Source organism: Enterobacter cloacae complex sp.6700776, from assembly GCF_048284255.1.
GTDB classification, from domain to species: domain Bacteria; phylum Pseudomonadota; class Gammaproteobacteria; order Enterobacterales; family Enterobacteriaceae; genus Enterobacter; species Enterobacter intestinihominis.
In genome coordinates this window covers 21,873-46,535 of record NZ_JBLVYK010000008.1, presented here as the reverse complement: position 1 = coordinate 46,535, position 24,663 = coordinate 21,873, and the positions used below count along the sequence as shown (strand labels likewise).

The 24,663-nt window shown below is 54.9% G+C and carries 23 protein-coding genes; 10 read left to right on the top strand and 13 right to left on the bottom strand.

Going from position 1 to position 24,663, the window contains the following annotated elements:
- On the bottom strand, positions 1-1,395 hold the full coding sequence (dnaA, locus tag ACNQ0T_RS13870) for a chromosomal replication initiator protein DnaA (RefSeq protein ID WP_023298950.1): 1,395 nt from the start codon (positions 1,393-1,395) through the stop codon (positions 1-3).
- 638 nt (positions 1,396-2,033) lie between these two features.
- Between dnaA and rpmH the strand changes: the two genes are divergently transcribed.
- The 9 genes from rpmH to ACNQ0T_RS13825 all read left to right on the top strand — a co-directional run bounded on the left by rpmH (position 2,034) and on the right by ACNQ0T_RS13825 (position 9,553).
- Positions 2,034-2,174, top strand: a complete 141-nt coding sequence (rpmH, locus tag ACNQ0T_RS13865) for a 50S ribosomal protein L34 (RefSeq protein WP_000831330.1) — start codon at positions 2,034-2,036, stop codon at positions 2,172-2,174.
- A gap of 16 nt (positions 2,175-2,190) precedes the next feature.
- The gene (gene rnpA, locus ACNQ0T_RS13860; RefSeq protein WP_006808764.1) at positions 2,191-2,550 is read left to right on the top strand and encodes a ribonuclease P protein component; all 360 of its coding nucleotides are present in this window, start codon (positions 2,191-2,193) and stop codon (positions 2,548-2,550) included.
- The gene (gene yidD / locus ACNQ0T_RS13855; protein WP_001307474.1) at positions 2,514-2,771 is read left to right on the top strand and encodes a membrane protein insertion efficiency factor YidD; all 258 of its coding nucleotides are present in this window, start codon (positions 2,514-2,516) and stop codon (positions 2,769-2,771) included. Before rnpA ends, yidD begins: the two co-directional genes overlap by 37 nt.
- A gap of 2 nt (positions 2,772-2,773) precedes the next feature.
- Positions 2,774-4,417, top strand: a complete 1,644-nt coding sequence (yidC, locus tag ACNQ0T_RS13850; RefSeq protein ID WP_023298949.1) for a membrane protein insertase YidC — start codon at positions 2,774-2,776, stop codon at positions 4,415-4,417.
- Positions 4,418-4,489: 72 nt separating this feature from the next.
- A complete protein-coding gene (gene mnmE / locus ACNQ0T_RS13845; protein WP_022649885.1) occupies positions 4,490-5,854 on the top strand; it encodes a tRNA uridine-5-carboxymethylaminomethyl(34) synthesis GTPase MnmE in 1,365 nt (454 codons plus the stop codon).
- Positions 5,855-5,965: 111 nt separating this feature from the next.
- The gene (locus tag ACNQ0T_RS13840; RefSeq protein WP_032622027.1) at positions 5,966-7,141 is read left to right on the top strand and encodes an MFS transporter; all 1,176 of its coding nucleotides are present in this window, start codon (positions 5,966-5,968) and stop codon (positions 7,139-7,141) included.
- On the top strand, positions 7,110-8,081 hold the full coding sequence (yidZ, locus tag ACNQ0T_RS13835) for an HTH-type transcriptional regulator YidZ (protein WP_022649883.1): 972 nt from the start codon (positions 7,110-7,112) through the stop codon (positions 8,079-8,081). The genes ACNQ0T_RS13840 and yidZ overlap by 32 nt, the downstream gene beginning before the upstream one ends.
- Positions 8,082-8,203: 122 nt before the next feature.
- Positions 8,204-8,950: a 4'-phosphopantetheinyl transferase family protein gene (locus ACNQ0T_RS13830; RefSeq protein WP_023298947.1), complete on the top strand. Its 747-nt coding sequence runs from the start codon at positions 8,204-8,206 to the stop codon at positions 8,948-8,950.
- Between the two features lie 36 nt (positions 8,951-8,986).
- Positions 8,987-9,553, top strand: coding sequence for an NADPH-dependent FMN reductase (locus tag ACNQ0T_RS13825; RefSeq protein ID WP_022649881.1), 567 nt, complete (start codon positions 8,987-8,989; stop codon positions 9,551-9,553).
- A 91-nt stretch (positions 9,554-9,644) separates the two neighbouring features.
- Here ACNQ0T_RS13825 and adeP read toward each other — a convergent pair whose 3' ends face one another.
- Complete coding sequence (gene adeP, locus ACNQ0T_RS13820; protein ID WP_139152660.1) at positions 9,645-10,982, bottom strand: adenine permease AdeP; 1,338 nt, start codon at positions 10,980-10,982, stop codon at positions 9,645-9,647.
- Between the two features lie 165 nt (positions 10,983-11,147).
- On the opposite strand from adeP, the gene yieH reads away from it, so the two are divergent.
- The gene (yieH, locus tag ACNQ0T_RS13815; protein WP_022649879.1) at positions 11,148-11,813 is read left to right on the top strand and encodes a 6-phosphogluconate phosphatase; all 666 of its coding nucleotides are present in this window, start codon (positions 11,148-11,150) and stop codon (positions 11,811-11,813) included.
- Positions 11,814-11,898: 85 nt separating this feature from the next.
- On the opposite strand, the gene phoU is transcribed toward yieH, so the two are convergent.
- From phoU to atpA, 11 genes are all read right to left on the bottom strand, one after another.
- A complete protein-coding gene (phoU, locus tag ACNQ0T_RS13810) occupies positions 11,899-12,624 on the bottom strand; it encodes a phosphate signaling complex protein PhoU (RefSeq protein WP_003861153.1) in 726 nt (241 codons plus the stop codon).
- 26 nt (positions 12,625-12,650) lie between these two features.
- Entirely contained in the window at positions 12,651-13,424 is a 774-nt protein-coding gene (gene pstB, locus ACNQ0T_RS13805; protein WP_003861154.1) for a phosphate ABC transporter ATP-binding protein PstB, read from the bottom strand.
- A 47-nt stretch (positions 13,425-13,471) separates the two neighbouring features.
- Positions 13,472-14,362, bottom strand: a complete 891-nt coding sequence (gene pstA, locus ACNQ0T_RS13800; protein WP_022649878.1) for a phosphate ABC transporter permease PstA — start codon at positions 14,360-14,362, stop codon at positions 13,472-13,474.
- Positions 14,362-15,321, bottom strand: a complete 960-nt coding sequence (gene pstC, locus ACNQ0T_RS13795; protein ID WP_022649877.1) for a phosphate ABC transporter permease PstC — start codon at positions 15,319-15,321, stop codon at positions 14,362-14,364. Before pstC ends, pstA begins: the two co-directional genes overlap by 1 nt.
- Positions 15,322-15,448: 127 nt before the next feature.
- Entirely contained in the window at positions 15,449-16,489 is a 1,041-nt protein-coding gene (pstS, locus tag ACNQ0T_RS13790) for a phosphate ABC transporter substrate-binding protein PstS (protein ID WP_022649876.1), read from the bottom strand.
- 278 nt (positions 16,490-16,767) lie between these two features.
- Positions 16,768-18,597: a glutamine--fructose-6-phosphate transaminase (isomerizing) gene (glmS, locus tag ACNQ0T_RS13785; RefSeq protein WP_032626716.1), complete on the bottom strand. Its 1,830-nt coding sequence runs from the start codon at positions 18,595-18,597 to the stop codon at positions 16,768-16,770.
- A 240-nt stretch (positions 18,598-18,837) separates the two neighbouring features.
- On the bottom strand, positions 18,838-20,208 hold the full coding sequence (gene glmU, locus ACNQ0T_RS13780; protein WP_022649874.1) for a bifunctional UDP-N-acetylglucosamine diphosphorylase/glucosamine-1-phosphate N-acetyltransferase GlmU: 1,371 nt from the start codon (positions 20,206-20,208) through the stop codon (positions 18,838-18,840).
- Positions 20,209-20,346: 138 nt separating this feature from the next.
- Positions 20,347-20,766 (bottom strand): F0F1 ATP synthase subunit epsilon, encoded by a 420-nt coding sequence (locus ACNQ0T_RS13775; protein ID WP_006177560.1) that lies wholly within the window; start codon positions 20,764-20,766, stop codon positions 20,347-20,349.
- A gap of 20 nt (positions 20,767-20,786) precedes the next feature.
- Entirely contained in the window at positions 20,787-22,169 is a 1,383-nt protein-coding gene (gene atpD, locus ACNQ0T_RS13770; protein ID WP_003862362.1) for a F0F1 ATP synthase subunit beta, read from the bottom strand.
- Between the two features lie 31 nt (positions 22,170-22,200).
- Positions 22,201-23,064 (bottom strand): F0F1 ATP synthase subunit gamma, encoded by an 864-nt coding sequence (gene atpG / locus ACNQ0T_RS13765; protein WP_003862364.1) that lies wholly within the window; start codon positions 23,062-23,064, stop codon positions 22,201-22,203.
- 51 nt (positions 23,065-23,115) lie between these two features.
- Positions 23,116-24,657: a F0F1 ATP synthase subunit alpha gene (gene atpA / locus ACNQ0T_RS13760; RefSeq protein WP_006808751.1), complete on the bottom strand. Its 1,542-nt coding sequence runs from the start codon at positions 24,655-24,657 to the stop codon at positions 23,116-23,118.
- Positions 24,658-24,663 lie beyond the last annotated feature (6 nt).

Here is a 24,663-nt window from a genome sequence, read left to right as displayed (position 1 = left end):
TCACGATGATAATGTTCTGATTAAATTGGAAAAATCTTCTTTTATGTCGTGGCTTTCTTCGCGTAACTGCTCAATCTTGCGACAGGCGTGCAGCACGGTCGTATGGTCACGGCCACCAAACGCATCACCGATTTCCGGCAGGCTGTGGTTGGTGAGCTCTTTTGCCAGCGCCATCGCCATCTGACGCGGACGCGCCACCGAGCGGGAACGACGTTTAGACAGTAAATCTGCCACTTTGATCTTGTAGTACTCAGCCACCGTCTTCTGAATATTGTCGATGGTGACCAGTTTTTCCTGCAATGCCAACAAATCGCGCAGCGCTTCACGCACAAAATCGATGGTGATCGCACGACCGGTAAAATTGGCGTTGGCGATAACGCGGTTCAGTGCCCCTTCCAGCTCACGAACGTTGGAACGCAGGCGCTTGGCAATAAAGAACGCCACTTCACCCGGCAGGCGAATGTCGTTCTCGTCGGCTTTTTTCATCAGGATCGCGACGCGGGTTTCCAGCTCCGGCGGCTCGATCGCCACGGTCAGGCCCCAGCCGAAGCGGGATTTGAGACGATCTTCAACGCCGTTGATCTCTTTTGGATAACGATCCGAGGTCAAAATGATCTGCTGATTGCCTTCCAGCAGGGCGTTAAAGGTGTGGAAAAACTCTTCCTGCGATCGTTCTTTATTGGCAAAGAACTGGATGTCATCGATCAGCAGCGCATCAACGGAACGGTAGTAGCGTTTAAACTCTTCGATCGCATTGTTTTGCAGGGCTTTTACCATGTCCTGAACGAAGCGTTCGGAGTGCATATACACTACTTTGGCATTGGGCTTACGCGCCATAATGCCGTTGCCCACCGCATGCAGCAGGTGCGTTTTACCGAGACCCGTGCCGCCATAAAGGAACAGCGGGTTGTAAGCACCACCGGGATTATCGGCAACCTGGCGGGCCGCCGCGCGCGCCAGCTGGTTCGACTTACCTTCAACGAAGTTATCGAACGTGTGTTTCACGTTAACATTAGAGCGGTAGGTAGGCTCAGCGGGGGCCGGAACGTTATCCCAGCCCTGACGAGCCGGTGCAACGCGAGGCGCTGGAGTGGGCGCCGCCTGTGCAGGGGCTGCCACATTGACAACTTCACGAACGGTTTGGGTGACCGGCTTTGTGCCCACTTCAAAACGCAGCTGTGGGGCATCTGACCCGCAGAAATCGTTCAGCAGTCCATTGATGTTATTAAGGTATTTATCCCTTACCCAATCGAGCACGAAACGGTTTGGCGCGTACAAAGCCAGCGTGTTATCGCTCAGTTCCGCCTGCAATGGGCGGATCCACATACTGAATTCTGTGGCTGGTAACTCATCCTGCAATCGGGCAAGACACTGCTGCCAAAGCGAAAGTGACACGGCGGACTCCACTCGAACAATAAAAGAAAACTATTGAATATTCATGATTGTTGGCGCACATCGACATGACCCCATCAGGGTGATGTGCGAACCGCTATCTGCGGTTATACACGCTATCGTTGATAGAGCCTGAACGATGTTGTGTTTATGTCCGGCCAGGATCGCTGGATCCCGATCAGGACCGCGGATCATAGCCTAAACTGAGCCAGAGATCTTCTGTTTCTCACAGATTCTTCCCGATTTATCCACAGGAAGATCCGGAATCGGGTAAGTGTAAACGATCCTGACGCGAGTGCCTCGCGATTTAGGCCGCATATTGGAAAATTTAATGAGCACAGACAATTTTGGGCTTAAATGATCTAACGAAGATCCAGGAGGATCCTTGCGCTTTGTTGGCGAGCCCGTATAATCCTCGACCCGGCGCGTGATGCTCATCTTCCTGCGTCGTTCGTTGCTCATTTTCCACGCGAAATCGTGCGGAAATACGCAGGGATTTAAGGAAAGAGAATTGACTCCGGAGTGTACAATTATTACAATCCGGCCTCTTTAATCACCCACGCTGAGGCGTTAGTCGTTCGAATCTCGTTCGGGTATACGCAAAAGTCAGTGAATTTATTCAAGTTTAGGTAGAAATCGCCATGAAACGCACTTTTCAACCGTCTGTACTGAAGCGCAACCGTTCTCACGGCTTCCGTGCTCGTATGGCTACTAAAAATGGTCGTCAGGTTCTGGCACGTCGTCGTGCTAAAGGCCGCGCTCGTCTGACCGTTTCCAAGTAATAAAGCTAACCCCTGAGTGGTTAAGCTCGCATTTCCCAGGGAGTTACGTTTGTTAACTCCCACTCATTTCACTTTCGTCTTCCAGCAGCCACTACGGGCTGGCACGCCGCAAATCACCATCCTCGGCCGCCAAAATTCGCTGGGGCATCCCCGCATCGGTCTCACAGTCGCCAAGAAAAACGTTAAGCGTGCGCATGAACGCAACCGGATTAAACGTCTGACGCGTGAAAGCTTCCGTTTACGTCAGCACGAACTGCCTTCAATGGATTTCGTGGTGGTGGCTAAAAAAGGGGTTGCCGACCTCGATAACCGTGCTCTCTCGGAAGCGTTGGAAAAATTATGGCGCCGCCACTGTCGCCTGGCTCGCGGGTCCTGATAGCCCTCATTCGGGTCTATCAACGCCTGATTAGTCCGCTACTCGGGCCACATTGCCGTTTCACGCCAACATGCTCAAGCTACGGAATTGAGGCATTGCGCAGGTTTGGAGTGATAAAAGGCAGTTGGTTGACGGTGAAACGCGTATTAAAATGCCACCCTTTACACCCAGGTGGAGACGACCCCGTCCCTCCAGGACCTTTTGATACCAGAGAACACTAACGATGGATTCGCAACGCAATCTTCTTATCATCGCTTTGTTGTTCGTGTCTTTCATGATCTGGCAGGCATGGGAGCAGGATAAAAATCCTCAACCCCAGCAGCAGACCACGCAGACCACGACCACCGCAGCGGGTAGCGCCGCCGACCAGGGCGTACCGGCCAGTGGCCAGGGGAAACAGATTACGGTTAAGACCGATGTGCTTGAGCTGACTATCAACACCCGTGGTGGTGATGTTGAGCAGGCGCTGCTGTTGACCTACCCGAAAGAGCTGAAGTCTACCGAACCGTTCCAGTTACTGGAAACCACGCCTGAGTTTATCTACCAGGCACAGAGCGGCCTGACCGGTCGTGATGGCCCGGATAACCCGGCGAACGGTGCGCGTCCACTGTATAACGTCGAGAATGACACCTTTGTGCTGGCTGATGGCCAGAACGAACTGGTTATTCCGATGACCTACACCGACGCGGCAGGCAACACCTTCACCAAAACCTTCACCCTGAAACGCGGTGAATATGCGGTGAACGTGGGCTACAGCGTACAGAACACCGGTGCGAAACCGCTGGAAATCTCTACCTTTGGTCAGCTGAAGCAGTCCATCAATCTGCCGTCTCACCGTGACACCGGAAGCAGCAACTTTGCGCTGCATACCTTCCGTGGCGCGGCTTACTCCACGCCAGATACCAAGTACGAGAAATACAAATTCGACACCATTGCCGATAACGAAAACCTGAACGTCAGCTCTAAAGGCGGTTGGGTCGCAATGCTGCAACAGTATTTCGCGACGGCGTGGGTACCGAATAACGACGGTACGAACAACTTCTACACCGCGAACCTCGGCAACGGTATTGCAGCCATCGGCTACAAATCTCAGCCGGTTCTGGTGCAGCCGGGTCAAACCGGTAAGCTGGCAAGCACCCTGTGGGTCGGCCCGGAAATCCAGGACAAAATGGCTGCCGTTGCGCCGCACCTGGATCTGACCGTTGATTACGGTTGGTTGTGGTTCATCTCTCAGCCGCTGTTTAAGCTGCTGAAGTTCATCCACAGCTTCCTGGGTAACTGGGGCTTCTCCATCATCGTTATCACCTTTATCGTTCGTGGCATCATGTACCCGCTGACTAAAGCGCAGTACACCTCCATGGCGAAGATGCGTATGCTACAGCCGAAGATTCAGGCTATGCGTGAGCGTCTGGGCGATGACAAACAGCGTCAGAGCCAGGAGATGATGGCCCTGTATAAAGCAGAAAAAGTGAACCCACTGGGTGGTTGCTTCCCGCTGCTGATTCAGATGCCAATCTTCCTTGCGCTGTACTACATGCTGATGGGTTCCGTTGAGCTGCGCCACGCGCCGTTCGCCCTGTGGATCCATGACCTGTCCGCACAGGACCCGTACTACATCCTGCCGATCCTGATGGGCGTGACGATGTTCTTCATCCAGAAGATGTCTCCGACCACCGTGACTGACCCGATGCAGCAGAAGATCATGACCTTTATGCCGGTCATCTTCACCGTGTTCTTCCTGTGGTTCCCGTCAGGTCTGGTGCTGTACTATATCGTCAGCAACCTGGTGACCATCATCCAGCAGCAGCTGATTTACCGTGGTCTGGAAAAACGTGGTCTGCATAGCCGCGAAAAGAAAAAGTCCTGATTCGGTAACTTAACGCTAAAATAAGGGCGGTCGATTGACCGCCTTTTTTATTTGTATTGAACGAGAGCAACCATGAGCCATAACGACACTATCGTCGCCCAGGCAACCCCACCGGGACGCGGTGGTGTAGGCATTCTGCGCATCTCCGGCCTGAAGGCGCGTGAGGTGGCCGAAGCGGTGCTGGGTAAACTGCCAAAGCCGCGCTACGCTGATTATCTGCCATTTAAAGATGCCGACGGCACCTCGCTGGACCAGGGCATTGCGCTGTGGTTCCCCGGCCCAAACTCCTTTACCGGCGAAGACGTGCTGGAGCTTCAGGGTCACGGCGGCCCGGTGATCCTCGACCTGCTGTTAAAACGTATTCTGACCCTGCCTGGCCTGCGCATTGCGAAGCCGGGTGAGTTCTCCGAGCGTGCCTTCCTGAACGATAAGCTCGACCTGGCTCAGGCCGAAGCGATTGCCGACCTGATCGACGCCAGTTCCGAACAGGCAGCCCGCTCCGCGCTGAACTCGTTGCAGGGGGCATTTTCCGCACGCGTGAATCACCTTGTGGAAGCACTTACTCACCTGCGAATCTATGTTGAAGCGGCTATCGACTTCCCGGACGAGGAGATTGACTTCCTTTCTGACGGCAAAATCGAAGCCCAGCTCAACCAGGTGATGAACGATCTGGATGCCGTTCGCGCCGAAGCGCGCCAGGGCAGCCTGCTGCGTGAGGGCATGAAGGTGGTCATTGCTGGTCGCCCCAACGCCGGGAAATCAAGCCTGCTGAACGCCCTGGCGGGCCGTGAAGCGGCGATCGTGACCGACATAGCCGGCACTACCCGCGACGTCCTGCGCGAGCATATCCATATCGACGGCATGCCGCTGCACATCATCGATACCGCTGGCCTGCGCGATGCGAGCGATGAAGTCGAGCGTATCGGTATCGAACGCGCCTGGCAGGAGATCGAGCAGGCCGACCGCGTGCTGTTTATGGTGGACGGAACCACAACCGACGCCGTTGACCCGGCAGAAATCTGGCCAGACTTTATTGCCCGTCTCCCGGCCAAACTGCCGATCACCGTGGTGCGCAATAAGGCCGACGTTACCGGCGAAACGCTGGGCATCAGCGATGTGAATGGTCACTCACTTATTCGCCTGTCGGCCCGTACCGGGGAAGGCGTGGAAGCCCTGCGTAACCATCTCAAACAGAGCATGGGCTTCGACACCAGTATGGAGGGCGGCTTCCTGGCCCGTCGTCGTCACTTGCAGGCGCTGGAAGAGGCGGCTCGCCACCTTGAGCAGGGCAAAGCCCAGCTGATCGGCGCTTGGGCCGGCGAGCTGCTGGCGGAGGAACTGCGTCTGGCGCAGCAGAACCTGAGCGAGATCACCGGGGAGTTTACGTCGGACGATCTGCTGGGACGAATTTTCTCAAGCTTCTGTATTGGTAAGTAATCCCCGATAGAACATGGTGGTTTCCTCCAGGGAAATCACCATTGTCCCAATGGCAACTCGCTTAATCCCCCTATGCCCCCTATCCTGCTTGCCTGCACCTATGGGGGATTTATGGCTCGTTTTCTGTTTTGTAGTTTCGCATTAGTTCTGCTGTATCCGTCCGGTATTGATATGTATCTGGTGGGGCTACCGCATATTGCCCGCGATCTGGGTGCCAGCGAGGCGCAACTGCACATCGCGTTTTCGGCCTACCTCGCGGGAATGGCGTCGTCGATGGTATTTGCCGGGAAAATCGCGGACAGAGCCGGCCGTCAACCCGTCGCCATTACGGGGGCGGTTATCTTTACGCTGGCATCGGTACTGTGTTCAATGGCTCAGGAAAGCACAATGTTCCTGTCAGGGCGCTTTATCCAGGGCATTGGCGCGGGCGGCTGTTACGTGGTGGCGTTTGCCATTCTGCGCGATACCTTGAGCGCCCAGCGCCGCGCCAGGGTGCTGTCGATGCTGAACGGCATTACCTGCATCATCCCGGTGCTGGCACCGGTTGTAGGCTACCTGATCATGCTGAAATTTCCATGGCAGAGCCTTTTCTGGACTATGGCCACAATGGGCGCCATCGTCTTTATACTGTCCGTGACGGTGTTGAAAGAGACCCATCCCGGTTCGCAGCAGACGCACCACGCTGCTACCATTCATCCGGCTGAAAAGCTTCTGAATCGCTTTTTCCTGAGCCGCCTGGCCATCATCACGCTCAGCGTGGCGGTGATCCTCACCTATGTAAACGTTTCCCCGGTGTTACTGATGGAGACGATAGGCTTCGATCGCGGTGAGTATTCGACGGTGATGGCGCTCAATGCGATGGTCAGCATGGCGGTTTCATTCTCGATGCCCTTTGCGCTCAATATCTTCCGCCAGCGCACGCTGATGCTCGCTTCACAGACGCTGTTTCTCGCCGCAGGCGTAATTCTGGCGACCGCCACCTCACATGCGCTGATGCTGGTGGGTATGACCCTGATCTGCGCCGGATTCTCCGGCGGCTTCGGCGTGGCGATGAGTCAGGCGCTTGGCCCGTTCTCACTGCGGGCAGGCGTGGCAAGCTCGGTGCTGGGCATTGCGCAGGTCTGCGGTTCGTCGCTGTGGATTTGGCTGGCGGCAGTCATCGGCCTTAACGCGCTGAATATGCTGATCGGGGTTCTGATTGGCTGTAGCATACTCTGCATTACCTTACTTATGGTCATCCAGCCCGCGGCGCACTATGAAGAAGCCCATCAGCAGTCTCGATCTTAATCTTTTACTTTGCCTGCAGTTGTTGTTGCAGGAGCGCAGCGTCACCAAAGCCGCGAAGCGAATGAACGTGACGCCGTCCGCGGTGAGTAAATCGCTGGCGAAGCTGCGCGACTGGTTCGACGATCCGCTGTTTGTGAAAACGCCTTTAGGGCTACTGCCCACGCCGCTAACGGTGAGTCTGGAACAGGATCTGGCCGACTGGATGCAGATTGGCAATCAAATCGTCGATAAATTCCACCATAGCTCTCCAGGCGGGCTCAAGTTTGTGCTCGCCGCCGAAACGCCGCTGATGCTGATTCGCTTCAACACCCTGCTGGAGCAGGTGAATGAGCGCTACCCACAGGCGACGGTGAAGTTGCGCCAGTGGGATTATGATTCGCTGGACGCCATTACACGCGGGGAGGTCGATCTCGGTTTTACCGGCCGCGAAACGCACCCGCGCTCCCGCGAGCTGCTAAAGCTGATGCCGTGGTTTATTGACTACGAAATCCTGTTCAGCGACCGTCCGTGCGTCTATCTGCGAGAAGATCATCCGGCACTTCACGAAGCGTGGAACCTTGAGACGTTTCTGCGCTACCCGCATATCAGCATCTTCTGGGAGCGCAGCGATACCTGGGCGCTTGATGAAGTGCTAAAAGAGATGGGCCGCGAGCGCAACGTCGCCATGAGCCTGCCCGGCTTTGAACAGTCGATGTTTATGGCGGCTCAGCCGGACCACAACTACATTGCCACTGCGCCCTACTACTGCCATCACTACAATCAACTCCACCAGCGTAATCTGGTCTGCCTTCCCATTCCCATCGATGAGGCGCAGGCAGAAAAGCTGACCGTACCCTTCACGCTAATCTGGCATAAGCGGAACAGCCATAATCCGAAAATTATCTGGCTGCGCGAAACTATAAAAGCCCTGTATACCGCGCCAGGTCAGGTTTTTGCCTAAGATAATGTAAAGTTCGGTCCTCAGGCTTCTCTTATTTCTATTTACTGATTAAAACAGAAGCTGAGTTAAGCGATAATCATGTAACCGTTTAACCGACTACGACCATTATCAGGGAGCGAAAAATGGCTACGCACTTTGCACGAGGAACATTAACGGAAGGGCATCTCGTATCGGCCAGAATTTCTTCAGCCTGTCACAGTGAGGCGCTCAAACTACCTGAACACCGCAGGACGCGGTTTTTAGCTTCCAGAGCGCTCCTCGCAGAACTGCTTTTTATGCTGTACGGCACCAGCGAATTACCGGACATACTCACCCAGCCAGAAGGTCGCCCGGTTTTTGCGGACCCGGCACTCCCCCATTTTTCCATTGCGTATACCGGCAACATTGTTGGCGTCGCGCTGACGACTGAAGGTGATTGCGGCCTGGATATGGAGCTGCAACGCGTCACGCGCAGCTTCCATGGTGCTAACGCGCTCGATGAATACCCGCTCTCCAGCAATGAAAAGCTGTGGATACGTAACCAGAACGATCCCGTTGAAGCCAGAGCGCAGCTCATCACCCTTCGCCAGAGCATCCGTAAACTGAGCGGCGCGGCATCAGACGACGCCAGCCTGTTGCAGCTGCTTCCCGGCTCCGGACGCCTGCGTGCCGCGAAAGCCTCGCTGGTAGAGGCGCTCAGCGACGCTGAGGACGTACTGATCTGGTCCGTTGCGGTGAGCCCCGCCATCGAACGGCTGAAAATCTGGGAGTTTGACAGTATTCGCGGTTGGCGTAGTCTTCCGGATGTACCTGAGCGCGCCAACGAGCCCGCCGCGCGCCTGATGCGATTAACCAGTTTACCGGCAGAAAAAGCATACACCCATAGCTGATCCGTCCAGGGTCATCATGATGAAACAGGAGTAATCATGTCTGATACGTTGAAAGTTGTTACGTTACTGGGAAGCCTGCGCAAAGGTTCGTTTAACGGGATGGTAGCGCGCACGCTGCCACAGCTGGCGCCTGCGGGAATGGAGATCAGCGCCCTGCCGTCTATTGGCGACATCCCGCTTTATGATGCTGACGTTCAGCAGGAAGAAGGGTTCCCGCACAGCGTGGAGGCGATAGCCGAGCAGATCCGTCAGGCTGATGGTGTAGTGATTGTAACGCCAGAATATAACTACTCGGTTCCGGGGGGTCTGAAGAACGCGATTGACTGGTTATCCCGTTTACCGGAGCAGCCGCTGTCAGGCAAACCGGTGCTGATCCAGACCAGCTCAATGGGCGCCATCGGCGGTGCGCGCTGCCAGTATCACCTGCGACAGATCCTGGTGTTCCTGGATGCGATGGTGATGAACAAGCCGGAATTTATGGGCGGCGTGATTCAGAACAAAGTCGACCCGCAGACGGGTGAAGTGGTGGATCAGAGTACGCGTGACCATCTCTCTGGTCAGCTGACTGCGTTTGGGGATTATATTAAGCGGGTTAAAACCTGATAAAAAAGCCCGGTGGCGCTAGCGCTTACCGGGCCTACACTCGTCAGTAGGTCAGGTAAGCGAAGCGCCACCTGACACCACACACCGCACCTTAGTGCGCGTCAATAAACACAATCTTGAGCACAAACAGCAGCGCCACAATCATCACGCACGGGCTGAGTTCGCGAAAACGGCCGGTACCGATCTTCATCACACAGTACGAGATAAAGCCCAGCGCGATACCTTCGGTGATCGAGAAGCTGAACGGCATCATCACCGCGGTAATAAACGCCGGAACGGCTTCCGTCAGATCTTCCCACTTCACGCGCGCCAGGCTCGAGGTCATCAGCACGCCGACGTAGATCAGCGCGCCAGCTGCCGCGTACGGTGGCACCATCCCCGCCAGCGGAGAGAGGAAGATCACCAGCAGGAACAGCAGACCCACGACTACCGCCGTCAGGCCAGTACGGCCACCCACGGACACGCCGGAAGAGGATTCAATGTAAGCGGTAACAGAGGAGGTGCCGATGAAAGAACCCGCAACGGACGAGATGCTATCCACATACAGCGCCTGCTTCATGCGCGGGAATTTGCCTTTCTCGTCCGCCAGACCCGCTTTGTCCGTCACGCCAATCAGCGTACCGGAGGAGTCAAACAGGTTGACCAGCATGAAAGAGAAAATCACTCCGGCCAGACCCAGGTTCAGCGAGCCCGCCAGATCAACGTGACCAATCACGGTAGAAACGCTCGGTGGCGCAGAGACAATACCGCTGTAATGCACGTCACCCAGCATCCAGCCCAGCAGCGTGGTCACGATGATAGAGACCAGCACCGCAGCGTGGATGTTACGCGACGCCAGGATCGCGATAATAAAGAAGCCCAGCACGCCCAGCAGCACGCTGTGAGAGGTCAGGTTACCAATACTCACCAGCGTTTCCGGGTTCGCCACGATTACGCCAGCGTTTTTCAGCCCCATCATGCCGATAAACAGACCGATACCGCTGGTGATGCCCACGCGCAGGCTCACGGGAATGTTCGCAATCATCCAGTAGCGCACACGGAAGATGGTCAGCAGCAGCAGGCCGACCGCGCCCCAGAAAATAGCCCCCATCCCAACCTGCCACGGCAGGCCCATCGCCTGAACCACCACGAACGCAAAGAACGCATTAAGACCCATTGCCGGGGCCAGCGCCACGGGCAGATTAGCGAAAACGCCCATCAGGATGCTGCCAAGGGCCGCGATCAGACAGGTGGTAACAAAGACGGCGCTGGTGTCCATGCCAGCCACGCCCAGAATTTGCGGGTTAACGAAAACGATATAGACCATCGTCAGGAAGGTAGTAAAACCGGCGATCACTTCGGTGCGTGCCGTTGTGCCGTGCTCGCGCAGTTTGAACACGCGCTCAAGCAGCCCCTGACCAGATGTCTGGGTAGTGTGTTGTTGACTCATCATCAATTTCCGAACAAGGAGGGAAAATTCGTCGCTATCCTATACCAAAATGCGACAATAGTGGCGGTTACGGGATACTTTTTTCATTGATTTTGCTTATACGGCAACGATTGCGTCTCGTTAAACTGTCGTACGTAAACGTTAAACTTGTTAAAAGGGAAAGGCATGTCCGGAATTGAAGCGGTATTTTTCGACTGTGACGGTACGCTGGTCGACAGTGAGGTCATTTGTTCCCGCGCGTATGTCGCCATGTTCCAGGAATTTGGCATTACGCTCGATCTCGAAGAGGTGTTTAAACGCTTTAAGGGCGTGAAGCTGTACGAGATCATCGACATCATTAACGAAGAGCACGGGGTGGATCTGGCGAAAGCGGATCTGGAACCGGTGTACCGCGCCGAGGTCGCACGCCTCTTCGACGCCGAGCTGGAAGTTATCGCCGGCGCTAACGCGCTGCTGGATGCGATGACGGTGCCGATCTGCGTGGTCTCTAACGGCCCGGTCAGCAAAATGCAGCACTCACTCGGCAAGCTGGACATGTTGCACCACTTCCCGGAAAAACTGTTCAGCGGCTACGATATCCAGCGCTGGAAGCCGGATCCGGCATTGATGTTCCACGCGGCGAAGGCGATGAACGTCAACGTGGAGAACTGCATCCTGGTGGATGACTCGTCTGCGGGCGCGCAGTCGGGGATTGATGCGGGGATGGAGGTGTTTTACTTCTGCGCCGATCCGCACAACAAGCCGATCGATCATCCAAAAGTGACGACCTTTACAGACCTGGCGCAGCTGCCGGAATTGTGGAAGGCGCGCGGGTGGGATATTACTCGCTGAAAAAACAAAGCCGGATGGCGCTAACGCTTATCCGGCCTACAAGGATCGTAGGGCGGGTAAGCGATAGCTCCACCCGCCACACACATCACTCTTTCGGATCTTTACCCGCCAGCAGCTTGTCCAGCTCGTCGCCGCCCACGTGACGGAAATCCTGTCCCTTCACGAAGTAGAAGATGTATTCGCAAATGTTCTGGCAGCGGTCGCCAATACGCTCAATTGAGCGCGCGCAGAACAGCGCGGTCAGCACGCTTGGAATGGTACGGGAATCTTCCATCATGTAGGTCATTAGCTGACGCACTATGCCTTCGTATTCCTGGTCAACTTTCTTATCTTCACGGTAGATACGGACCGCTTCGTCCAGATCCATGCGCGCGAAAGCGTCCAGCACATCGTGCAGCATCTGCACGGTGTGGCGACCGAGAGACTCCAGGCTCACCAGCAGCGGCTGGTGCTGCTGGGAGAATTTCTCCAGCGCTGTGCGGCAGATTTTATCCGCCACGTCACCAATACGCTCCAGCTCGGCGATAGTTTTGATGATCGCCATTACCAGACGCAGGTCGCTCGCGGTTGGCTGACGCTTGGCAATGATGCGCACGCACGCTTCGTCGATGGCGACTTCCATCATATTGACGTTGTGATCGCCTTCGATAACGCGCTTCGCCAGCTCGCTGTCCTGGTTGTGCATTGCCGTAATCGCATCAGAAAGCTGCTGCTCGACCATGCCGCCCATGGTCATCACCTGGGTGCGAATGCTTTCCAGCTCTGCGTTAAACTGGCCGGAAATGTGTTTATTAAGATTGAGGTTGTCCATGGTTTCTCCACATGCACTAAGGCAAATCAACCGTAGCGGCCAGTAATATAATCTTCGGTTTGTTTCTTCGCAGGACGGGTGAACAGCGCGTCCGTATCGCTGAACTCAATCAACTCGCCCAGGTACATAAACGCCGTGTGGTCAGAACAACGGGCAGCCTGCTGCATGTTGTGAGTGACGATCACCACGGTGTAATCCTGCTTCAGCTCGGTGATCAGCTCTTCGATACGCCCGGTTGAGATCGGGTCCAGGGCTGAGCACGGCTCATCCAGCAGCAAGACTTCCGGGCGAATGGCGATACCGCGCGCAATGCACAGACGCTGCTGCTGACCACCGGAGAGAGAGTACCCGCTCTGGTGAAGTTTATCTTTGGTTTCGTTCCATAATGCGGCCTTGGTCAATGCCCACTGCACGCGCTCGTCCATATCCGCACGGGAGAGCTTCTCAAACAGACGCACACCAAAGGCGATGTTGTCATAGATCGACATCGGGAACGGCGTGGGTTTCTGGAACACCATCCCCACTTTCGCACGCAGCAGGGCGATATCCTGGGTATTGGTCAGGATGTTGTCACCGTCCAGCAGAATTTCACCTTCTGCGCGCTGCTCCGGATAGAGCGAATACATTTTGTTAAAGGTGCGCAGCAGCGTGGATTTACCACAGCCAGACGGACCGATAAATGCCGTGACCTGGTTCTTCGCGATATCCAGGTTGATATTCTTCAGGGCATGGAATTTGCCGTAGTAGAAGTTCAAATCACGAACCTGAATCTTACCCGGGGCAGTATCAACCATACTCATTGACTCATTTCCTCATTCGGCGCCGCGATGTGCCGCGCCGTAAAAATTTAACCGTGTTTCTGCTTCGCGAAAATGACGCGCGCCAGAATGTTCAGCAACAGTACGCAAAGGGTGATGATCAGCACCCCGGCCCAGGCCAGCTGCTGCCATTCCGCGAATGGGCTCATCGCAAATTTAAAGATCGTCACCGGCAGGTTGGCGATCGGCTGCATCATGTCCGTACTCCAGAACTGGTTGGAGAGGGCGGTAAACAGCAGCGGTGCGGTTTCACCAGCGATACGGGCGATAGCCAGCAGGATACCGGTCATGATCCCCGAGACGGACGCTTTCAGGGTGATCGCCGAAATCATTTTCCATTTCGGCGTGCCCAGCGCGTAAGCCGCTTCACGCAGGCTGTCCGGCACCAGTTTCAGCATGTTTTCAGTGGTACGAATAACGATAGGCACCTGCAACAGCGCCAGCGCAATCACACCCGCCCAGCCGGAGAAGTGTTCCATTTGCGCCACCACGATGGTGTAAACAAACAGACCTACCACAATCGACGGGGCAGAAAGCAGAATGTCGTTAATAAAGCGGATGACTTCAGCGATCCAGGACTTGCGGCCATACTCCGCCAGATAGATACCCGCCATGATGCCCAACGGCGTACCGAAAACGGTCGCCCACAGGATCAGCAGGCCGCTGCCCGCCAGGGCGTTTGCCAGACCACCACCCGCCGTGTTTGGCGGCGGCGTCATCTCGGTGAACAGCGCCAGGGACATTCCATCAATACCACGGGTGATGGTGGACATCAGGATCCAGATCAGCCAGAACAGGCCGAACGCCATCGTGGCCATGGAAAGCGTCAGCGCAATGCGGTTTTTAATCCGGCGCTTTGACTGCATTTTGCGACGAGATTCCGCAAGCTGAGCGGTGTTTTGCATGTCGAGAGTCGCCATTAGCGTGCCCCCTCGTTTTTAGCCAGACGCATAATCATCAGCTTGGAGATAGCCAGCACAATAAAGGTAATAACAAACAGGATCAGGCCCAGTTCCATCAGCGCTGCGACGTGCAGCCCGGATTCCGCTTCGGCAAATTCGTTCGCCAGCGCAGAGGTAATACTGTTCCCCGGCATGTAGAGCGACACGCTGTCGAGCTGGTAGGTGTTGCCGATGATAAAGGTCACCGCCATGGTTTCACCCAGCGCGCGGCCTAAGCCCAGCATGATGCCGCCGATCACCCCATTTTTGGTGAACGGAAGGACGATGCGCCAGATAACCTCCCAGGTGGTGCAGCCGATGCCGTAGGCCGACTCTTTCATCATCACCGGGGTTTGTTCGAAGACATCGCGCATGACCGCCGCAATGTACGGAATAATCATGATGGCGAGGATCACGCCAGCCGCCAGAATACCGATACCGAATGCCGGGCCAGAGAACAGGGCGCCCACAAACGGAACGGCGGAGAGAACATTACCCACCGGCTCCTGGAAGTACGTCGCAAACAGCGGAGCAAAGATAAACAGGCCCCACATGCCGTAAACGATACTTGGGATGGCCGCCAGCAGTTCAATGGCGATACCCAGCGGACGTCGCAGCCAGCCTGGTGCCAGCTCCGTCAGAAACAGGGCAATACCGAAGCTTACCGGCACCGCAATCAGCAGAGCGATAAAAGAGGTCACCAGCGTGCCGTAAATCGGCACCAGCGCACCGTAGATATCGTTCGGCGCATCCCACTCTTTGGTCCACAGGAAGGCGAAACCAAATTTTTGAATGCTCGGCCAGGAGGAGAAAATGAGGGACACGATAATGCCGCCCAGCAGCAATAGCACAATCAGCGCAGCCAGTTTCACCAGCGCGCTGAAAATCATGTCACCTTTTTTACCCGGAGGGTTAAATGCAGGCTTGGTTGCAGCCATAAATTACTCTTCTTTATGAGACGTCTTACGAATATGCCCGGTGGCGCTGACGCTTACCGGGCCTACAGGATGAACCGTAGGGCGGGATCGCTGCGCGCCACCCGCCATCTTCGTCAAAAATATCCTGTTAGTACAGCGCTTTACCGCTGCTGTCTTTCACGTTGGTTTTCCATGCAGCACGGATCTGCTCAACCACGCTGTCTGGCAGGCTGGCGTAATCCAGGTCATTCGCCTGTTTGCCGCCGTTTTTGTATGCCCAGTCGAAGAACTTCAGCACTTCAGCACCCTGCTCAGGCTTCTTCTGCTCTTTATGGACCAGAATGAAGGTGGTAGACGTGATAGGCCATGCATCGTCGCCTTTCTGGTTGGTCAGGTCCTGAGCGAAGGATTTGCTCCAGTCAGCGCCTTTTGCGGCGTTAGCGAAGTTCTCTTCGGTCGGGCTAACCGGTTTGCCGTCAGCAGAAACCAGTTTGGTGTAAGCCAGGTTGTTCTGCTTCGCGTAAGCGTACTCTACATAGCCGATAGAGCCAGGCAGACGCTGTACGAAGGCAGCGATACCGTCGTTGCCTTTACCGCCCAGACCGGTTGGCCAGTTAACGGTAGAGCCGGAACCGACTTTAGATTTCCACTCTTCGTTCACTTTCGCCAGGTAGCTGGTGAACACGAAAGAGGTACCAGAGCCGTCAGCACGACGAACCACCGCGATATTCTGCGAAGGCAGCTTAACGCCCGGGTTCAGTTTCGTGATGGCTTCGTCATCCCATTTTTTGATTTTGCCCAGATAGATATCACCCAAGGTTTTGCCGTCCAGCACCAGCTCGCCTGATTTCAGGCCAGGAATGTTAACAGCCAGCACAACGCCGCCGATCACGGTCGGGAACTGGAACAGGCCTTCCTGATTCAGTTTCTCATCAGACAGCGGAGCGTCGGATGCGCCGAAATCAACGGTATTCGCGGTAATTTGTTTTACGCCACCGGAGGAGCCGATACCCTGATAGTTGACCTTGTTACCGGTCTCTTTCTGGTAGGTATCCGCCCATTTGGCATACACCGGCGCAGGGAAGGTTGCACCAGCGCCAGTCAGGCTTGCTGCTGCGAAAGCAGAGAAAGCGCTCAGAGATAAGGTCGCGGCGACAACAGTTGCGACAGTGGTACGCATAACTTTCATAATGTCTCCTGCAAGGATTTCGTAAATCATTGTTTAAGTGGCTACGATGAGCAAAATAGGACAAACAGGTGACAGATAAATGTACGAAATATGACAGTTTTATGACAAAGAAAATTTCACTTAAAAATAAGCAAAAATCCATATTTAAATCATAAACTTAATGATTATTATGACAGCTTGTTTTCAGTAATATTTTCTTTATGTGACACTGATAAAATAGCTGAAAATGACGGATTGTCATAAAAAAAGGCTCCACCGGATGGCGGAGCCTGGAAGGATTATTCTACGGTAACGGACTTCGCCAGATTTCGCGGCTGGTCAACGTCGGTGCCTTTGATCAGCGCGACGTGGTAAGCCAGCAGTTGCAGCGGTACGGTGTAGAAGATCGGCGCAATCACCTCTTCCACATGCGGCATCTCGATGATGTGCATGTTGTCGCTGCTGGCAAAACCGGCATCTTTATCCGCAAAGACGTACAGTACACCACCACGGGCGCGCACCTCTTCGATGTTAGATTTCAGTTTTTCCAGCAGTTCGTTGTTAGGTGCCACCACGATAACTGGCATATCCGCATCGATCAGCGCCAGCGGGCCATGTTTCAGTTCACCTGCCGCGTAAGCTTCAGCATGAATGTAGGAGATCTCTTTCAGCTTCAGCGCCCCTTCCAGCGCGATAGGGTACTGATCGCCACGGCCCAGGAACAGAGCGTGGTGCTTATCAGAGAAATCTTCAGCCAGCGCCTCAATGCGCTTGTCCTGAGACAGCATCTGCTCGATACGGCTCGGCAGCGCCTGGAGACCGTGAACGATATCATGCTCAACGGAAGCATCTTCGCCTTTCAGACGCGCCAGCTTCGCCACCAGCATCAGCAGAACGGTCAGCTGCGTGGTAAACGCTTTGGTGGAGGCCACGCCGATTTCGGTGCCCGCTTTGGTCATCAGCGCCAGATCGGATTCACGCACCAGCGAGGAGCCCGGTACGTTACAGATGGCCAGAGAGCCCAGGTAACCCAACTCTTTAGACAGACGCAGCGCCGCCAGGGTATCCGCCGTTTCGCCAGACTGGGAAAGGGTGATCATCAGGCTGTTACGGCGCACAGCGGATTTACGATAGCGGAACTCAGACGCGATTTCGACATCGCACGGCACGCCCGCCAGGGATTCAAACCAGTAGCGAGAGACCATACCGGAGTTGTATGAGGTCCCGCAGGCCACAATCTGAATGTGCTCGACTTTGCTCAGCATTTCGTTGGCATTGGCGCCCAGCTCGCTCAGATCCACTTCACCATGGCTGATGCGCCCGGTCAGGGTGTTTTTAATGGCGTTTGGCTGTTCGTAGATCTCTTTCTGCATGTAGTGACGATAAGCACCTTTGTCGCCCGCGTCGTATTGCAGGTTTGATTCGATTTCCTGGCGCTTAACCTGCTCGCCTTTCGTGTCGAATACGGTCACGCTGCGACGTGTCACCTCGGCAATGTCGCCCTCTTCCAGGAAGATAAAGCGACGGGTAACCGGCAGCAGCGCCAGCTGGTCGGAAGCGATAAAGTTTTCACCCATGCCCAGACCAATCACCATCGGGCTACCGGAACGCGCGGCCAGCAGCGTGGACGGGTCACGGGAATCCATGATCACCGTACCGTAAGCACCACGCAGCTGAGGGATAGCGCGCAGCACCGCATCACGCAGTGTACCGCCCTGTGCCAGCTCCCAGTGCACCAGGTGAGCAATCACTTCGGTGTCGGTTTCAGAGACGAAGGTATAGCCGCGCGCTTTCAGTTCTTCACGCAGCGGTTCGTGGTTTTCGATAATGCCGTTATGCACCACCACAATGTGTTCAGACACATGCGGGTGTGCGTTGCCTTCAGATGGCTCACCGTGAGTCGCCCAGCGGGTATGCGCAATACCGGTGCCACCGTGCAGCGGATGTTCCTCCGCCGCCTGGGCCAGCATCTGCACTTTACCGAGACGACGCAGACGGGTCATATGACCTTCTGCATCGACGACAGCCAGACCGGCTGAGTCATAACCACGGTATTCCAGACGACGTAAACCTTCGAGAAGGATTTCAGCAATATCACGCTGCGCAACTGCGCCAACAATTCCACACATAGTTAGATTTCCTGATTATGGCGTTATGCCATGCGTTGTCGCTGACCTGTATTTGCCCTTTCCGGGCACCCCGAGCCTTGTAGAGAGTGGGGTTATTTTTATGGGTACTGCTGGTGGGGGGAGGATTATGTTATCCCCTCACCCCAGCCCTCTCCCCATAGGGGAGAGGGTGAAAACCGCACCATTCAGTTCCCCTCTCCCCTATGGGGAGAGGGTCAGGGTGAGGGGTGTATATTGTCGTTACTTTTTCTTCACCGGGCGTTTCCAGCCCTGCTTACTGACCTGCGGAACGCGGCTTAACACCAGCTCGTTCTCGGCCACATCGCGCGTAACGGTTGTCCCGGCGGCAATGGTCACGCCTTTGCCCACGGTAACAGGCGCCACCAGCTGGGTATCGGAACCTACAAACACATCATCACCGATGATGGTTTTAAACTTATTGGCGCCGTCATAGTTACAGGTAATCGTCCCTGCACCGATGTTCACGTTGTCGCCAATTTCCGCATCGCCCAGATAGGTCAGATGACCGGCTTTCGAGCCTTTACCGAGACGTGCTTTTTTCATTTCCACGAAGTTACCTACATGAGCGCCTTCCAGCAGCTCAGCGCCCGGGCGCAGACGCGCAAACGGGCCGATGGTACAGGCGGGATCCAGACGCGCATCTTCTACCACGCTGTACGGGCTGATTTCGCAGTCGTCACCGATCACGCTGTTTTTAATCACACAGCCGGTGCCGATTTTGACGCGGTTGCCCAGCGTGACGTTACCTTCCAGGATAACGTTAGTATCTATTTCAACGTCGCGACCGTGGGTCAGCGTGCCACGCAGATCGAAACGCGCCGGATCGCGCAGCATAACGCCCGCCAGCAACAGTTTTTCTGCCTGCTCGGACTGGTAAATACGCTCCAGGCGTGACAGCTGTAGACGGTTGTTTACCCCGTCCGTTTCGCTGATACGCGCCGGATGAACGGCAGCAATCTCACGCCCTTCCTGGTACGCCATCGCAATGATGTCGGTGATGTAGTATTCACCCTGCGCGTTGTTATTATTGAGTTTGGACAGCCAGCGCTTCATATCCGCACCGTTCGCAATCAGGATGCCGGTGTTGATCTCCTGAATCTGACGCTGTTCGTCAGTGGCATCTTTATGCTCAACAATCCCGGTTACCTTGCCGTTTTCACGCGTAATGCGGCCATAGCCGGTTGGATCGTCCAGCACGACGGTTAACAACCCAATGCCACCCTGCGGTTTGGCTTCACGCAGGCGAGTGAGGGTTTCAACGGAGATCAGCGGGACGTCGCCGTAGAGCATCAGGATGTCTTCATCATCAGCGAAGAAGGGTGCAGCCTGCTGCATTGCATGACCCGTACCCAGCTGTTCTGCCTGTAGCACCCAGTTGAGATTGTCGTCACGCAGCGTTTTTTTCAGCAGATCGCCGCCATGTCCATAAACCAGATGCACCTGGCTGGCGCCTAATTCATTAGCTGCATCAATAACATGCTGCACCATTGGCTTTCCTGCCAGTGTGTGGAGCACTTTAGGCAGATCGGAATACATGCGGGTACCTTTGCCTGCAGCAAGGATCACCACGCTCATCGCACTGTTTAACATACGCATCCTGACGGTAGTTTGTGTGAGAAGTAAAAACGTTTGATGCTTAAAATTCTACATCTTTTTCATCATGAATTAAGGCCGAAAAAAAAAGCCAGCCTGGGATCCAGACTGGCTTTTGTGCTTTTCAAGCCGGTGTTACATCGCTTTTTTGGTCAACTCGATAACGCGCAGTTTCGCGATCGCTTTGGCCAGCTCCGCAGACGCCTGAGCGTAATCCACGTCACCATGAGAGCTGCTAATGTGCTCTTCAGCCTTACGCTTCGATTCCAGGGCTCGCGCTTCGTCGAGATCCTGGCCACGAATAGCGGTATCGGCCAGAACGGTCACACTGCCTGGCTGCACTTCAAGAATGCCGCCGGACAGATAGATAAACTCTTCATGACCGAACTGTTTAACGATGCGGATCATACCAGGCTTAATGGCGGTGAGCAGCGGTGCGTGACCCGGGAAAATACCCAGTTCACCTTCACTACCCGTTACCTGGATTTTCTCGACCAGACCAGAGAACATTTGTTGCTCTGCGCTGACGACGTCCAGGTGGTAAGTCATTGCCATATCACCCTCCGATTAAGGCGTTAAAGTTTTTTGGCTTTTTCCACGGCTTCTTCGATGGAACCAACCATGTAGAACGCCTGCTCTGGCAGGTGATCGTATTCGCCTTCCATGATGCCTTTAAAGCCACGGATGGTGTCTTTCAGGGATACGTATTTACCTGGAGAACCGGTGAATACTTCCGCAACGAAGAACGGCTGGGACAGGAAGCGCTGGATCTTACGCGCACGTGCTACCACCAGTTTGTCTTCTTCAGACAGTTCATCCATACCCAGGATGGCGATGATGTCTTTCAGTTCCTGGTAACGTTGCAGCAGGGACTGTACGCCACGCGCGGTGTCGTAGTGTTCCTGGCCAACAACCAGTGGATCCAGCTGACGGCTGGTAGAGTCCAGCGGGTCAACGGCCGGGTAGATACCCAGAGACGCGATCTGACGGCTCAGTACCACGGTTGCATCTAAGTGAGCAAAGGTGGTGGCTGGAGATGGGTCAGTCAAGTCATCCGCAGGTACGTATACCGCCTGAACGGAGGTGATAGAACCAGTTTTGGTAGAGGTGATACGTTCCTGAAGAACACCCATCTCTTCCGCAAGCGTAGGCTGATAACCTACCGCTGAAGGCATACGACCCAGCAGTGCAGATACTTCAGTACCGGCCAGGGTGTAACGGTAGATGTTATCAACGAACAGCAGAACGTCACGGCCTTCGTCACGGAACTTCTCAGCCATCGTCAGGCCAGTCAGCGCAACGCGCAGACGGTTTCCTGGTGGCTCGTTCATCTGGCCGTAAACCAGGGATACTTTATCCAGAACGTTGGAGTCGGTCATTTCGTGGTAGAAGTCGTTACCCTCACGAGTACGTTCACCAACACCCGCAAACACGGAGTAACCGGAGTGCTCGATCGCGATGTTACGGATCAGCTCCATCATGTTTACGGTTTTACCTACACCCGCACCACCGAACAGACCAACTTTACCGCCCTTCGCGAACGGGCACATCAGGTCGATAACTTTGATGCCGGTTTCCAGCAGTTCCTGAGAGCTGGACAGCTCTTCGTAGGAAGGTGCCGCGCGGTGGATAGCCCAACGCTCTTCTTCACCGATGTCGCCTTTCATGTCGATTGGTTGACCCAATACGTTCATGATACGACCCAGTGTTGCTTTACCTACCGGGACTTCGATCGGGTGCTCAAGGTCTTTCACTTCCAGACCACGACGCAGACCGTCGGAAGAACCCATGGCGATGGTACGCACGATACCGCCGCCGAGCTGCTGCTGAACTTCCAGCACCAGGCTCTCGTTACCATTTTGTACCTCAAGCGCGTCGTACACGCGTGGTACGGCGTCCTGAGGGAACTCGACGTCCACCACGGCGCCGATTACCTGGACAATCTTTCCAGTAGCCATCTTGAATCCTCTACGTAATTCGTAAACCTGGTTAAACCGCGGCGGCCCCCGAGACGATCTCGGTGAGTTCCTGAGTAATGCTGGCCTGACGAGCTTTGTTGTAAACCAACTGCAGCTCTTTAATCAGGCTGCCGCCATTATCGGTCGCGGCTTTCATCGCCACCATTCGTGCGGCCTGCTCGCTGGCCAGGTTTTCTACAACGCCCTGATAAACCTGAGATTCAACGTAACGACGCAGCAGGGTATCCAGCAGCGGTTTCGGATCGGGTTCATACAGGTAATCCCAGGCTTTCTGTTTCAGCTCGTCATCTTCTGATGCCGGTAACGGCAGCATCTGAGTGAGCGTAGGCACCTGAGACATGGTGTTAATAAATTTGTTGCTGACAACGTACAGTCTGTCCAGACGGCCTTCATCGTAGGCCTGCAACATCACTTTAACCGGGCCGATCAGTTCGGACAGGGACGGGTTATCACCCATACCGGTCACCTGAGCGACAATGTTGCCACCAACGGAGTTAAAGAAAGAGACGCCTTTAGAGCCAATCAGTGCCAGATCGCACTGAACGCCTTTATCAGACCAGCCTTTCATATCCGCCAGCAGTTTTTTGAACAGGTTAATGTTCAAGCCGCCACACAGACCACGGTCAGTCGACACCACCAGGTAGCCCACGCGCTTAACGTCGCGTTCTTCCAGGTAAGGGTGCTTATATTCCAGATTACCGTTTGCAAGGTGACCAATCACTTTGCGCATGGTCTCTGCATAAGGACGGCTGGCCGCCATGCGATCCTGCGATTTACGCATTTTGGAAGCGGCGACCATCTCCATCGCTTTAGTGATCTTTTGCGTGTTCTGGACGCTTGCGATCTTACTACGTATCTCTTTTGCGCCGGCCATGAGCTTCTCCTCAATGCCAGACGGCTTGTCCTGAGACAAGCCGCCGGACGATTACCAGGATTGGGTTGCTTTGAAGGAATCGAGGATAGCTTTCAGCTTGCCTTCGATTTCGTCGTTATAGCCACCGGTCTGGTTGATCTCTTGCATCAGCGGAGCGTGATCACGGTCGACGTAAGCCAGCAGAGCGGCTTCGAAGCTACCGATTTTCGCCAGTTCCACATCTTCGAGGTAACCGCGTTCAGCCGCGAACAGTACCAGGCCCTGCTGAGCAACAGACATTGGCGCGTACTGTTTCTGCTTCAGCAGCTCGGTCACTTTCTGACCGTGGCTCAGCTGTTTACGGGTTGCTTCGTCCAGATCGGATGCGAACTGAGAGAACGCAGCCAGTTCACGATACTGTGCCAGCGCGGTACGGATACCACCGGACAGTTTCTTGATGATCTTGGTCTGAGCAGCACCACCCACACGGGATACGGAGATACCCGGGTTAACCGCCGGACGAATACCGGAGTTAAACAGGTTGGTTTCCAGGAAGATCTGACCATCGGTAATGGAGATTACGTTGGTCGGAACGAACGCAGAAACGTCACCCGCCTGGGTTTCAATGATCGGCAAAGCGGTCAGAGAACCTGTTTTACCCTTCACTTCACCTTTGGTGAAGTTCTCGACGTATTCCGCATTAACGCGGGAAGCACGCTCCAGCAGACGAGAGTGGAGGTAGAATACGTCGCCCGGGAATGCTTCACGTCCTGGTGGACGACGGAGCAGCAGGGAAACCTGACGATAAGCAACAGCCTGTTTAGACAGGTCATCGTATACGATCAGCGCATCTTCACCGCGGTCACGGAAGTATTCGCCCATTGCGCAACCAGCGTATGGTGCCAGGTATTGCAGTGCAGCAGATTCAGACGCGGTAGCTACCACAACGATGGTGTTAGACAGTGCGCCGTGCTCTTCCAGTTTACGAACCACGTTGGAAATGGTGGACGCTTTCTGGCCGATAGCCACGTACACACATTTGATGCCGGAATCACGCTGGTTGATGATGGCGTCGATTGCCATCGCGGTTTTACCGGTCTGACGGTCACCGATGATCAGTTCACGCTGACCACGACCGATTGGGATCATGGCATCAACGGACTTATAACCCGTCTGCACTGGCTGATCAACGGACTGACGGTCGATAACGCCTGGTGCGATAACTTCGATTGGAGAGAAGCCATCGTGCTCAACCGGACCTTTACCGTCGATTGGCGCACCCAGGGTGTTAACAACGCGACCCAGCAGGCCACGGCCAACCGGCACTTCCAGAATACGGCCAGTACACTTAACCTTCATGCCTTCGGCAAGGTCAGCGTATGGACCCATCACAACGGCACCTACGGAGTCGCGCTCCAGGTTCAGTGCGATAGCGTAACGGTTACCCGGCAGGGAAATCATCTCACCCTGCATACAATCGGCCAGGCCGTGGATGCGGATAACACCGTCACTTACAGAAACAATAGTACCTTCGTTGTGAGCTTCACTCACAACACTGAACTGAGCAATGCGCTGCTTGATCAGTTCGCTGATTTCGGTGGAATTCAGTTGCATGCTCCA